Source organism: Pseudomonas orientalis (genome assembly GCF_002934065.1).
Taxonomy (GTDB): Bacteria; Pseudomonadota; Gammaproteobacteria; order Pseudomonadales; family Pseudomonadaceae; genus Aquipseudomonas; species Aquipseudomonas orientalis_A.
On sequence record NZ_CP018049.1, the window covers coordinates 18,076 to 30,871 of the forward strand.

Annotated in this window: 12 protein-coding genes; 5 read left to right on the plus strand and 7 right to left on the minus strand. The window is 62.4% G+C overall.

From position 1 onward, the window contains the following. Nucleotides 1-21 precede the first annotated feature (21 nt). From rsmB to def, 3 genes are all read right to left on the minus strand, one after another. Nucleotides 22-1,332 carry a 16S rRNA (cytosine(967)-C(5))-methyltransferase RsmB gene (rsmB, locus tag BOP93_RS00080; RefSeq protein WP_104501133.1) on the minus strand — a complete coding sequence of 437 codons (1,311 nt, stop codon included), beginning with the start codon at nt 1,330-1,332 and terminating at the stop codon, nt 22-24. Next, on the minus strand, nt 1,329-2,282 hold the full coding sequence (gene fmt, locus BOP93_RS00085) for a methionyl-tRNA formyltransferase (protein WP_104501134.1): 954 nt from the start codon (nt 2,280-2,282) through the stop codon (nt 1,329-1,331). The genes rsmB and fmt overlap by 4 nt, the downstream gene beginning before the upstream one ends. A 68-nt stretch (nt 2,283-2,350) precedes the next feature. Continuing rightward, entirely contained in the window at nt 2,351-2,857 is a 507-nt protein-coding gene (gene def / locus BOP93_RS00090; protein ID WP_005783383.1) for a peptide deformylase, read from the minus strand. A gap of 135 nt (nt 2,858-2,992) precedes the next feature. On the opposite strand from def, the gene BOP93_RS00095 reads away from it, so the two are divergent. From BOP93_RS00095 to BOP93_RS00105, 3 genes are all read left to right on the plus strand, one after another. Continuing rightward, nucleotides 2,993-3,769 carry a peptidoglycan-binding protein gene (locus tag BOP93_RS00095; protein ID WP_104501135.1) on the plus strand — a complete coding sequence of 259 codons (777 nt, stop codon included), beginning with the start codon at nt 2,993-2,995 and terminating at the stop codon, nt 3,767-3,769. Nucleotides 3,770-3,832: 63 nt separating this feature from the next. Next, nucleotides 3,833-4,936 (plus strand): DNA-processing protein DprA, encoded by a 1,104-nt coding sequence (dprA, locus tag BOP93_RS00100; RefSeq protein ID WP_104501136.1) that lies wholly within the window; start codon nt 3,833-3,835, stop codon nt 4,934-4,936. Nucleotides 4,937-4,994: 58 nt separating this feature from the next. Beyond that, entirely contained in the window at nt 4,995-5,552 is a 558-nt protein-coding gene (locus BOP93_RS00105) for an L-threonylcarbamoyladenylate synthase (RefSeq protein ID WP_065886727.1), read from the plus strand. A 103-nt stretch (nt 5,553-5,655) separates the two neighbouring features. Here the strand turns inward: BOP93_RS00105 and BOP93_RS00110 are convergent, their stop codons facing one another. Then, the gene (locus tag BOP93_RS00110; RefSeq protein WP_104501137.1) at nt 5,656-6,633 is read right to left on the minus strand and encodes an NADPH:quinone reductase; all 978 of its coding nucleotides are present in this window, start codon (nt 6,631-6,633) and stop codon (nt 5,656-5,658) included. 159 nt (nt 6,634-6,792) lie between these two features. Between BOP93_RS00110 and hemF the strand changes: the two genes are divergently transcribed. Both hemF and aroE read left to right on the plus strand, forming a co-directional pair. Further along, nucleotides 6,793-7,725 carry an oxygen-dependent coproporphyrinogen oxidase gene (gene hemF, locus BOP93_RS00115; RefSeq protein WP_104501138.1) on the plus strand — a complete coding sequence of 311 codons (933 nt, stop codon included), beginning with the start codon at nt 6,793-6,795 and terminating at the stop codon, nt 7,723-7,725. Further along, nucleotides 7,725-8,543: a shikimate dehydrogenase gene (gene aroE, locus BOP93_RS00120; RefSeq protein ID WP_104501139.1), complete on the plus strand. Its 819-nt coding sequence runs from the start codon at nt 7,725-7,727 to the stop codon at nt 8,541-8,543. Before hemF ends, aroE begins: the two co-directional genes overlap by 1 nt. 112 nt (nt 8,544-8,655) lie before the next feature. Here the strand turns inward: aroE and BOP93_RS00125 are convergent, their stop codons facing one another. From BOP93_RS00125 to betC, 3 genes are all read right to left on the minus strand, one after another. Next, nucleotides 8,656-10,224 carry a SulP family inorganic anion transporter gene (locus BOP93_RS00125; RefSeq protein ID WP_104501140.1) on the minus strand — a complete coding sequence of 523 codons (1,569 nt, stop codon included), beginning with the start codon at nt 10,222-10,224 and terminating at the stop codon, nt 8,656-8,658. A gap of 97 nt (nt 10,225-10,321) precedes the next feature. Beyond that, nucleotides 10,322-11,236: a choline ABC transporter substrate-binding protein gene (gene choX / locus BOP93_RS00130; protein WP_104501141.1), complete on the minus strand. Its 915-nt coding sequence runs from the start codon at nt 11,234-11,236 to the stop codon at nt 10,322-10,324. Between the two features lie 19 nt (nt 11,237-11,255). Beyond that, nucleotides 11,256-12,767, minus strand: a complete 1,512-nt coding sequence (gene betC / locus BOP93_RS00135; protein WP_104501142.1) for a choline-sulfatase — start codon at nt 12,765-12,767, stop codon at nt 11,256-11,258. Nucleotides 12,768-12,796: the final 29 nt, after the last annotated feature.

Sequence of the window (12,796 nt, forward strand, 5' to 3'; positions counted from 1 at the left end):
CGGTCACTCCCTTAAAACCATTCAGCCGCGCGCGGCGGCGATCTTGATCAGTTTGGCGTAGTAGAAGCCATCATGCCCGCCTTCCTGCGCGAGCAATTGGCGACCGTGCGGTTGCTTGATGCCGGCCGTGGTCGCGAGGTCCAGTTCCCGTGCGCCGCTGGTGCGGGCGAGGAAGGCTTGAATGACCTCGGTATTCTCGGTGGGCAAGGTGGAACAGGTGGCGTAAAGCAGAATGCCGCCGACTTCCAGAGTGGGCCACAGTGCGTCGAGCAGTTCGCCCTGCAGCACGGCCAGGGCGGCGATGTCGTCGGGTTGGCGGGTCAGCTTGATATCCGGGTGGCGGCGGATCACGCCGGTGGCCGAACAGGGCGCATCCAGCAGGATGCGCTGGAACGGTTTGCCGTCCCACCAGGTGGCGGTGTCGCGGCCGTCGGCGGCGATCAGCTCGGCGCTCAAACCCAGGCGTGCGAGGTTTTCCCTTACGCGCACCAGGCGTTTGGCTTCCAGGTCGACCGCTACCACACCGCCCAGATCCTTTTCGACTTCCAGGATGTGACAGGTCTTACCGCCCGGCGCGCAGCAGGCGTCCAATACGCGTTGACCGGGTGCCAGGTCGAGCAGGTCGGCGGCCAGTTGTGCGGCTTCGTCCTGCACGCTGATCCAGCCCTCGGCAAAGCCCGGCAGGCTGCGCACGTCTGTGGCAGCCTGGAGCACGATACCGTCGATGCTGTACACGCACGGCGCGGCGTCGATGCCCGCCTCGCTGAGCAACTGCAGGTAAGCGTCGCGGCTGTGATGGCGACGGTTGACCCGCAGGATCATCGGCGGATGGGCATTGTTCGCCGCGCAAATGGCTTCCCATTGCTGCGGCCAGAATGCCTTCAGGGATTTTTGCAGCCAGCGCGGATGCGCGGTGCGCACCACCGGGTCATGTTCCAGCTCGGCCAGCAGCCCTTCGCTTTCGCGCTGGGCGCGGCGCAGCACGGCATTGAGCAAGGCCTTGGCCCAGGGCTTTTTCAGTTTGTCGGCGCAGCCCACCGTTTCACCGATGGCGGCGTGGGCCGGTACGCGGGTATAGAGCAGTTGATAGAGACCGACCAGCAGCAGCGCTTCAACATCGGCGTCGGCTGCCTTGAACGGTTTTTGCAGCAACTTGGCCGCCAACGCCGACAGCCTTGGCTGCCAACGCGCCGTGCCAAAGGCCAGGTCCTGGGTGAAACCGCGATCACGGTCTTCAACCTTATCCATCTGCGTGGGCAGCGAACTGTTCAGCGATGCTTTGCCGTTGAGCACGGCGGCGAGGGCCTTGGCGGCGGCCAGACGCGGGTTCATTGGGCGACTACGCCGAGAACGGTGCCCAGGGCAAACTTCTCACGACGGCTGTTGAACAAATCGCTGAAATTAAGCGCCTTGCCACCGGGCAATTGCAGACGGGTCAGGCACAGCGCTTGTTCGCCGCACGCCACCAACAGGCCGTCTTTGCTGGCGCCGATGATTTCACCCGGAGCGCCTGTGCCCTCGGCCAGTGTCGCAGCCAGCACTTTCAAGGCTTCGCCGTTGAGCGTGCTGTGGCAGACAGGCCATGGGTTGAACGCACGCACCAGGCGCTCAAGCTCCACGGCCGGTCGGCTCCAGTCGATGCGGGCTTCGTCCTTGTTCAATTTGTGGGCGTAGGTGGCGAGGCTGTCGTCCTGCACTTCGCCTTCCAGGGTGCCGGCAGCAAGACCGGCGATGGCCTGGATGACGGCCGGCGGGCCCATTTCAGCCAGGCGATCGTGCAGGCTGCCGCCGGTGTCTTGGGCAGTGATCGGCGTGGTGACTTTGAGCAGCATCGGGCCGGTGTCCAGCCCTGCTTCCATGCGCATGACCGTCACGCCGCTTTCGCTGTCGCCTGCTTGCACCGCGCGCTGGATCGGCGCCGCTCCGCGCCAGCGTGGCAGCAACGAAGCGTGGCTGTTGATGCAGCCCAGGCGTGGGATATCGAGTACGGCCTGGGGCAGGATCAACCCATAAGCGACCACGACCAGCAGGTCCGGCTTGAGCGCGGCCAGTTCGGCCTGGGCGTCGGCATTGCGCAGGGTCGGTGGTTGCAGCACGGCGATGGTGTGCTCAAGCGCCAGCTGCTTGACCGGGCTGGGCATCAGTTTTTGCCCGCGCCCTGCCGGGCGATCCGGCTGGGTGTACACCGCGACGATTTCATAGGGGCTGGCAAGCAGCGCCTTGAGGTGTTCGGCGGCAAATTCGGGTGTACCGGCAAAAACAATGCGCAGTGGCTCGGTCATCGGAGTTCTCGTTAAAAGCAGTCACAAAAGAAAAAGGCTTGCCGCAGCAAGCCTTTGGAAGGAGGGCATCAAGCTTGCTGGCGATGCTTTTTTTCCAGCTTCTTCTTGATCCGGTCACGTTTGAGCGTGGACAGGTAATCGACAAACAGCTTGCCGTTGAGGTGGTCGCACTCGTGCTGGATGCACACCGCCAACAGGCCTTCGGCAATCAGCTCGAACGGCTTGCCGTCGCGGTCCAGGGCCTTGATCTTCACGCGCAATGGGCGTTCGACGTTCTCGTAGAACTCCGGCACCGACAGGCAACCCTCCTGGTATTCGCCCATCTCGTCGGTCAGCGGTTCGAACTCGGGGTTGATGTACACCCGGGGTTCGCTGCGATCTTCGGACAGGTCCATGACCACGACGCGCAGATGCACGTTGACCTGGGTCGCGGCGAGGCCGATGCCCGGGGCTTCATACATTGTTTCAAACATGTCATCGACCAACTGACGAACCTTGTCGTCCACTACGGCCACCGGCTTGGCGATCGTGCGCAGGCGCGAGTCGGGAAATTCGAGGATGTTCAAAATAGCCATAAGCGTAATTGCTGCACATGTGAGGTAGAGGCAAATCGGCGGTGGGATGGACCCAGGCAGCCGGTGTGAAACGTTCGAAAGCCGCGAAGGCTGTGGCGTTTCACGCGAACGCACATAATAAAGGAGATTGACCCCATGAGGAAATCGCTACTCGTCTTGCTGCTGTGGGCCCCGCTGGCCATGGCGCTGATTCCACAGCCCGGCCAGCGCCTGGACCCTGTCACGCAAAAGGCCATACAGGGCTTCCTGCTGCACAACCGCCTGCTCGATTCGCCCGAGGACCTGGATAACGCACCCTATATCGTCGCCGCCGAGGGAGGACGCGTGCTGGGTGCCAACGACGAGCGCGTCTACGCCAGGGGCAGTCTGGACCCGACCCAGCCCAACTACGGGATCTTCCGCCGAGGCAAGGTCTATACCGACCCCGACACCCGCGAACTGCTGGGGATCAATGCCGATCACATCGGCACCGCGCGTTTTTTGCTGACCGATGATCTCACCACCCTCGCCGTGCAAAGGGTCACTCAGGAAGTGCGCCCGGGCGACCGTTTGCTCCGGGCCGAACCTGGCGTGGACCTGGCCGATCTGCAAACGCCTGCATCCGCACCCTTTGTTGAAGGGCACATCATCGACATCCCCAGGAGCGTCACACAGATCGGCGTGCTGGATGCGGTGACCTTGAACAAGGGGCGCCGGGATGGCGTGATGGAAGGCCAGTTGCTCACGGTGATCAGGGCCGGCGCCTCGTTGCGCGATGCGCTTACAGGTGCCCCGACGCGACTCCCGGATGTGCGCGCCGGCACCCTGCTGGTGTTTCGCACCTATGAAAAACTCAGCTATGCGCTGGTTCTCAGCGCGTCCCGCCCGTTGGCGGTCATGGATCGTTTCGAGACTGACGATCAAACACAATAAATAGCCTGCTAAATAAGTTACCAACAGAGTTATCCACAGCTTGTGCCGATCAAGGATGATCAGATGTTTCCAATAAACAGCAATGAAATTTCTCCGGCAGAACTGGAGGCCCGGCTACGCTTGCACAGGCTGCCGGAACTGGGTCCCAGGCGTTTTCATCGATTGATCGAGGCGTTCGGCTCTGCGTCGAAAGCCATCAGTGCACCTGCCAGTGCCTGGCGTGCACTCGGGTTGCCGGCCGTCAGTGCCGATGCCCGGCGCAGTGCGGATATTCGCGATGGAGCCAGTGCGGCATTGGCCTGGCTGGCCCGCCCGGGCCAGCATTTACTGATGTGGGACCAGCCCGATTACCCTGCGCTGCTCAGCCAGACAGAGGACGCTCCGCCGCTGTTATTCGTTGCCGGCGACCCATCGCTGCTGGAAAAACCGCAGTTGGCCGTGGTCGGCAGTCGTCGTGCTTCGCGCCCCGGCATGGACACCGCCGCCGCCTTTTCGCGCAGCCTGGCAAGCGCCGGTTTTGTCATCACCAGCGGCCTTGCGTTGGGTATCGATGGCGCGGCCCATCAGGCGGCATTGGACGTGGGCGGTCATACCATCGGTGTACTCGGCACCGGTCTGGAAAAACTTTATCCACAGCGCCACAGGAAGCTGGCCGCGACCATGATTGACCAGGGCAGCGCCGTGGTTTCCGAGTTTCCACTGGACGCGCCACCCCAGGCCGGTAACTTTCCACGGCGCAATCGGATTATCAGCGGTTTGTCCCTGGGGGTTCTGGTGGTGGAAGCCAGCATCGCCAGCGGTTCGCTGATTACCGCACGGCTGGCGGCGGAACAAGGACGCGAGGTGTACGCCATTCCGGGTTCCATCCATCATCCGGCGGCCAAGGGCTGTCATCAGTTGATCCGCGATGGCGCGGTGCTGGTGGAAACCATCGAGCACATTCTTGAAGGCTTGCGCGGTTGGCAGGCGTTGTCACGCCCGGCCCCGGTGCCGGTTGTGCATCCGCTGGTGGCGCTGTTGCACGCGGCCCCGCACACCAGCGAAGCCCTGGCGCTTGCCAGTGGACGGCCGCTGGCCCAGGTGCTGGCGAGCCTTACCGAGCTGGAACTCGAAGGCCGTGTGATTTGTGAAAGTGGGCGCTGGCTTGCGCGTGGCGAACGGTTGTAGCTGGGTTTTGCAACGAAGATCGGTAAACTGCCCAGAGCTTTAGTTCGGAGAGTAAACAATGGTCAACAGGTGGCGTGTGCTGGAAGCTGCACGAGAAATTCGCGCAGGTGCGGTGATTGCCTATCCGACCGAAGCGGTCTGGGGCCTGGGCTGCGACCCTTGGAATGAAGCAGCGGTGGACCGTTTGCTGGCGATCAAGAATCGCTCAGTGGATAAGGGCCTGATCCTGGTGGCCGATAATATCCGTCAGTTCGACTTCCTGTTCGAAGACTTTCCCGACACCTGGATCGAGCGCATGGCCAGCACCTGGCCTGGGCCGAATACCTGGCTGGTGCCCCATCAGGACTTGCTGCCGGAATGGGTCACGGGGGTGCATGACACCGTGGCGCTGCGGGTCAGTGACCATCCGCTGGTACGGGATTTGTGCGCCCAGGTCGGGCCGTTGATTTCCACGTCGGCCAACCCCCAGGGCCGCCCGGCCGCACGTACGCGGATTCGGGTGGAGCAGTATTTCCGTGGGCAGGTGGACCTTGTGTTGGGCGGCGCCCTGGGCGGGCGCAAGAACCCGAGCCTGATCCGTGACCTGGCGACGGGGGATGTGGTGCGACCGTCCTGAGACCGAGTCGCGCCTATCGGGGGCAAGCCCCCTCCCACATTTGATTGGTGTTCGTCGTGACACCTCGGTCAAGGTGGGAGGGGGCTTGCCCCCGATGGCTTTCTTAAGGCAGCAGGATGGTTGAACCGGTCGTGCGCCGCCCGGACAACTCGGTCTGCGCCTTCGCCGCATCCGCCAGCGCAAAACGCTGGTTGATATCAATGCGCACCTTGCCGCTCTTGATCATCGAGAACAGGTCATCGGCCATCGCCTGCAAGTCCTTCGGGTTGCTCGCGTAGGTCGCCAGCGTCGGCCGGGTGACATACAGCGAACCCTTCGCCGACAGAATCCCCAGGTTCACCCCGTCCACCGCGCCCGACGCATTCCCGAAACTCACCACCAAGCCACGCGGTGCCACGCTGTCCAGCGAGGTCAGCCACGTGTCCTTGCCGACGCCGTCATACACCACCGGCACCTTTTTGCCGTCAGTCAATTCCAGCACGCGCTGTGCGACATTTTCCTTGCTGTAGTCGATGGTTTCCCAGGCACCGAGGGATTTGGCCAGGGCGGCTTTCTCCGGTGAGCTCACCGTGCCGATCAACTTCACGCCCAGCGCCTTGGCCCATTGGCAAGCCAGGGAGCCCACACCGCCTGCGGCGGCGTGGAACAGAATGGTTTCGCCGCCCTTCAGCTCATAGGTCTGGCGCAGCAGGTACTGTACGGTCAGGCCCTTGAGCATGGCACCGGCGGCCTGTTCGAAGCTGATTTCGTCCGGCAGATGCACCAGGTTGGCCGCAGGCAATACATGCAACTGGCTGTAGGCGCCGAGCGGACCGCTGCCATAGGCCACGCGGTCGCCGACCTTGAATTGGCTGACTTCACTGCCCACGGCATCGACCACGCCCGCACCCTCTGCACCCAGGCCCGATGGCAAGGCCGGAGGCGCGTAGAGGCCGCTGCGAAAATACGTGTCGATGAAGTTCAGGCCAATGGCTTCGTTACGCACCCGAACCTGCTGTGGTCCGGGTTCCGCTGGCGTGTAGTCCACATACTCAAGCACATCGGGGCCACCATGGGCGCTGAACTGGATACGTTTGGCCATCTACCTTCTCCTTGGGTCGAATAAACGAAGGCCCCTATCGGACTCCTAAGCTTGATCTTCGTCAACTGCGACGGCACGGGGTGCGGTGGTATCCTGTGCGCCCATTTGCCGCCGATGCCCAATGGCCTCGCGTAGCTTTGCCCGATTCAAGGTGATGCCATGACTACTCGCACCGAGGCTGTAAAAGCCTACCTGCTCGACCTGCAAGACCGCATTTGCAGCGCCCTGGAAACCTTCGAAACGGACACGCGCTTTATCGAAGACGCCTGGACCCGGCCTGCCGGTGGCGGCGGTCGCACCCGTGTGATTGAAAACGGGTCGGTCATCGAAAAAGGCGGCGTCAATTTTTCCCACGTGTTTGGCAGCGGCTTGCCCCCGTCCGCCAGTGCCCATCGCCCTGAACTGGCCGGTCGCGGCTTCGAGGCGCTGGGCGTATCGCTGGTGATCCATCCCTATAACCCGCACATACCGACTTCCCACGCCAATGTGCGCTTTTTCATTGCTGAAAAGGAAGGCGAAGAGCCGGTGTGGTGGTTTGGCGGCGGCTTTGACCTGACGCCCTATTACGGCAACGAAGAAGACTGCATCCACTGGCATCGCGTGGCCGAGCAGGCCTGTGCGCCGTTCGGTGCGGACGTTTACCCGCGTTATAAAGCCTGGTGCGACACCTATTTCCATATCAAGCACCGCAACGAGCCACGTGGCATCGGTGGCCTGTTTTTCGATGACTTGAACGAATGGGGCTTCGACACCTGCTTCGCCTTCATCCGCGCCATCGGTGATGCCTACATCGAGGCCTACCTGCCGATCATGCAGCGCCGCCAGGCAATGGCTTATACCGAACAGCAGCGTCAGTTCCAGGAGTTCCGCCGGGGCCGCTACGTTGAGTTCAACCTCGTCTATGACCGTGGCACCCTGTTCGGCCTGCAGTCGGGCGGGCGTACCGAGTCGATCCTGATGTCGCTGCCGCCGCAGGTGCGCTGGAGCTATGACTGGAAAGCCGAGGCCGGCAGCGAAGAAGCGCGCCTTACCGACTATTTCCTGCAGGACCGCGACTGGCTCGGCCTGGCTGCGCCCAAGGCGGCCGTGTGATGGATCGCTATGTCGTCTTCGGCAACCCTATCGGCCACAGCAAGTCACCGTTGATTCACCGCCTGTTCGCCGAGCAGACCGGCGAGCAGATGGACTACAGCACATTGCTCGCGCCGCTGGAGGATTTCATCGGCTGCGCCCGTGAGTTCTTTCAACACGGTCGTGGTGCGAATGTCACCGTGCCGTTCAAGGAAGACGCTTTCCGGCTGGCCGACAGCCTCACCGAGCGCGCCCAACGCGCCGGCGCGGTGAATACACTGAGCAAGCTGGCCGATGGCACGTTGCTGGGTGATAACACCGACGGCGCAGGCCTGGTGCGCGACCTCAGGGTCAACGCCGGGCTGGACCTGCAAGGCAAGCGTATCCTGTTGCTGGGCGCCGGTGGCGCGGTACGCGGCGCGTTGGAACCGTTGCTGGCCGAAAAACCCGCCTCACTGATCATTGCCAACCGCACCGTGGAAAAAGCCGAAGGCCTGGCCGAGCTGTTCAACGACCTGGGGCCGGTGTCCGCCAGTGGTTTCGACTGGCTGCGTGAGCCGGTGGACGTGATTATCAACGCCACGTCCGCCAGCTTGTCAGGCGACGTACCGCCGATTGCGGGCAGTTTGATCGAACCGGGCAAGACGTTCTGCTACGACATGATGTACGCCAAGGCGCCGACCGCTTTCTGTCGCTGGGCCGATGAGCAGGGTGCGGCGATAGCGATGGATGGATTGGGCATGCTGGTTGAGCAGGCGGCCGAAGCGTTCTTTCTGTGGCGCGGCGTACGCCCGGAGTCGGCGCCGGTACTGGCCGAGCTGCGCCGCCAGTTAGCCTGACATATATCCAAATGTGGGAGGGGGCTTGCCCCCGATTGCGGTCTGTCAGCTACCCATGTGTTGGCTGAAGCACCGCTACCGGGGGCAAGCCCCCTCCCACACTTTGATCGCATTAGTCTTCGAAATGGATGGGGCACCTGTCTGGCCCTTCCAGCTTCTTCAACTCTTCAACCACCTGCGGCCGGGCCCCGCGCAAGGTCAGGCTACGCCCCAACCCCGCCAACCGCCGCGCTTCCTGGTGCAGCATCTCGACCCCGGAGTAGTCGATAAAGTTGATCTGCTGCGCCTCGATCACGACCCGCTCGCCCTGCAAGCGTTGCAGGCGCACCTGCAGGTAGTGGCTGGCGCCAAAAAAGATCGAGCCACCCACGCGCAAGACATCAGAGTCACCGTCGCGCCATTGCTGCACACGGGGTTGCGAGGTGCGCTTGAGGTAGAAAAACAGCGACGCCAGCACCCCGGCATAAATGGCTGTTTGCAGCTCCAGCAGCAAGGTCGCCACACACGTCAGCGCCATCACCACGAATTCGGCGCGGCTCACGCGGTACAACGCACGGATGCCGCGGTGGTCCACCAGCCCCCAGCAGATCAACAGGATACTTGCCGCCATGCTCGGGATCGGAATGTGCGCGATCAACCCTGCGCCAAACAGCGCAAACAGCGCCACCCAGAGTGCGGAAAACACGCCGGCCAATGGCGAGCGCGCACCCGCCTCATAACTGAGACCGGAACGGGTGAAGGAACCTGCCGACAGATACCCGGAGAAAAATCCGCCGATGATATTGGATAAACCCTGGGCACGAACTTCCTGATTGGCGTCGAGCAGTTGCTGGGAACGGGCCGACAGTGAGCGAGCAATCGACAGGCTGGTCACCAGCCCCAGCATGCCCACCGCCACGGCGCTCGGCAGCAGGCGCAGGATCGTGTCCAGGTCCATGGGCAACGGGCGCAAGGGTGGCAGCTTGCCGATGAACGAACTGACCAACGCCACCTGCCCGAACAGCGCCGGCCACAGCCATGTGGCGAGGCTGCCCAGGGCCAGGGCGATCAACAGGCTCGGCCAACGTGGCACCAGGTATTTGAGCAGTGCGCCGACCAGCAAGGTGCCCAGGCCCAGGATGAGCGAGGCGCGGTCCCACTCGCCGGCATGCTCGAGCAGCGCCAGCAGGCTGTTGATCGCGGTGGCCTGGCTCGGCAGGTCCAGCCCCAGCAGGTTGGGCAACTGCCCCAGAGCGATGACCACCGCGGCACCAAGAGTGAAACCGAGCACCACGGAATGGGAGATGAAATTCACCAGCGCGCCGAAGCGCAGCAGGCCCAGCAACCACTGGAACACGCCGGCGAGGACGGTCAGCAGCAGGATCAAGGTGATGTAATCCTGGGAACCCGGCACCGCCAGCGGGCTGATACTGGCGTAAAGCACGATGGAAATGGCTGCCGTAGGACCGCAGATCAGGTGCCAGGACGAGCCCCACAGGCACGCGATCAACACCGGAATGATGGCCGCGTACAGCCCGTATTCCGGTGGGAGCCCGGCGATCAGTGCGTAGGCAATCGACTGTGGCAGCGCGAGCACGGCCCCGCTGAGGCCGACGACGGCATCCCGGCCGACGCTGGCGCGGGTTTGGCGCGGCAGCCATTTGAGGAATGGGACCAGTGTGTGGCGGTTGGGCCGGGGCATCGCAGGCTCGGATTAAAGGTTGTGCTCAGGGTATCAGTACACATTCATCCTTGTGGGAGGGAGCAAGCCCCCTCCCACATTTGAATCGTGGTGTGTCTTAGAGGTTGGCTTTTACCGCTGCCAACGCATCCTTGCCATCCAGGGTTTTCACGCCTTCCAGCCACTTGTCCAATACCGCCGGGTTGGCCTTGATCCACGCCTTGGCAGCTTCGGCATTGCTGACCTTGTTGTTGGCCACGTCAGCCATGATGCTGTTCTCCATGTCCTGGGTGAAACTCAGGTTGGTCAGCAGTTTTCCCACATTCGGACAGGCTTGCGCATAGCCTTTGCGGGTCAAGGTATAGACGCTGCCGGTGCTGCCGAAATACTGCTCGCCGCCTGTGAGGTAGTGCATTTTCAGCTGCACGTTCATGGGGTGCGGCGTCCAGCCGAGGAAGGTGACGAAGCGCTGTTTCTTCACCGCTCGCGAAACTTCGGCGAGCATTGCCTGTTCACTCGACTCCACCAGCTTCCACTGGCCGAGGTCAAAGTCATTCTTCTTGATGATCTCCTGCAGCGAGATATTCGCCGGCGCGCCGGAGCCGATGCCGTAGATCTTCTTGCCGAACCGGTCGGCGAATTTATTCAGGTCGGCAAAATCATGCACGCCCGCGTCCCACACGTAGTCCGGCACGGCGAGGGTGAACTCGGTGCCGTCGAGGTTCTTGGCCAGTTGCACGACATCGCCATTGGCCACGAACTTGTCGTAGAAGCCCTGCTGCGCCGGCATCCAGTTGCCCATGAATACGTCAACCTGGCCATCCTTGAGCCCGCCAAAGGTAATTGGCACGGCCAGGGTGTCGACCTTGGCCGTGTAGCCCATGCCGGTCAGCAGAAAACCGGTGATGGCGTTGGTCGCCGCAATGTCGCTCCAACCGGGATCGGCCATTTTCACCGTTTCGCAACTCGAGTCCGCAAATGCATTGGCGCTGCTCAACGCCAGGATGCCCAGCACTACCGTTAACTTTTGCATGGCCTTCCCTCTGTATTTTTTAGTGTTGGCAGGGTTGTGGATAACGTGCCTTGCGCTCCAGGTCGTCGAGGTCGATATGGTTGCGCATGTACTGCTGACTGGCGTCCACCAGTGGCTGGTGATCCCAGCTCTTGAGCTTGCCCTGGGTCAGAGCTTCGAACACCAGGCGACGGCGGCGTTGGCTGGCGAGCACCTGTTGGTGGATCGCCGGGATGTCCCACTTGGCCCGCGCCTCGTTTAAAAACGCCTCGAACAGTGGCCGGTGCTCCGGTGACTGGCTGAGGTTCTCCCGCTCGTGCGGGTCGTTGTGTACATCGAACAGTAGACAAGGGTCGTCTTCGCTGTAGATGAATTTGTAGGCGCCCCGGCGAATCATCATCAGCGGGCTGATGGTGCCTTCGGCCATGTATTCGCCAAACACTTCGTCGTGCCCACCCTCGCCTTGCAAGTGTGGCAGCAGCGAACGGCCATCCAGGGGCAGGCGCGGGTCCAGCTCGCCGCCGGCCAACTCCACCAGGGTGGGCAACAGGTCGGCGGTCGAGACGGCCTGGGTCACACGGCGCACCGCAAATTGCCCCGGCGCACTGATCAACAACGGCACGCGGGCGGCCATTTCGAACCAGTGCATTTTGTACCAGAGGCCGCGCTCGCCCAGCATGTCGCCGTGGTCGCCGGAGAAAATGATGAGGGTGTCCTCGGCCAGGCCGGTGTCTTCCAGGGTTTGCAGCAGCTTGCCGACGTTGCTGTCGATGTAGCTGCATGCGCCGAAATAGGCACGCCGTGCATCGCGGATCTTATCCACAGGCAGCGGCTTGTCCCACAGGTCGTAGACCTTGAGCAAGCGCTGGGAGTGCGGGTCGAGATCGCCCTGGGGCGGCGTTGCTGGCAGGGGAATGTCGCTGTCGTCGTACAGGTCCCAGAATGGTTTGGGAATGGTGTACGGATCGTGGGGGTGGGTCATCGACACGGTCAGGCAGAACGGCCGATCACCGTCTTCGCGAATATGGTCGAACAGGTACTGCTGGGCCTTGAACACCACTTCTTCGTCGAAATCCAGCTGGTTGGTGCGCACGCATGGCCCGGCTTGCAGCACCGAGGCCATGTTGTGATACCAGGTGGGGCGTACATCCGGTTCGTCCCAGTTCACCGCCCAGCCATAGTCGGCCGGGTAGATATCGCTGGTCAGGCGCTCTTCATAGCCGTGCAACTGGTCGGGACCGCAGAAGTGCATCTTGCCCGACAGCGCGGTGCGGTAGCCGAGGCGACGCAGGTAGTGGGCGTAGGTCGGCACATCGGCGGGAAAATCCGCCGCGTTGTCGTAGGCGCCAATCTTGCTCGGCAACTGGCCGCTGACCAGCGTAAAGCGCGAAGGCGCGCACAGCGGGCTGTTGCAATAGGCGGCGTCGAAGACCACGCCCTGTTCGGCGAGGCGGCTCAGGTTCGGCAATTTGATCGGGGAAGGCCCGTAGAATGGCAGCATCGGCGCGGCCATTTGATCGGCCATAATGAAAAGAATGTTCTTGCGCTTCATGGTTTCTCGGCATTCCATAGGCAGTGTTT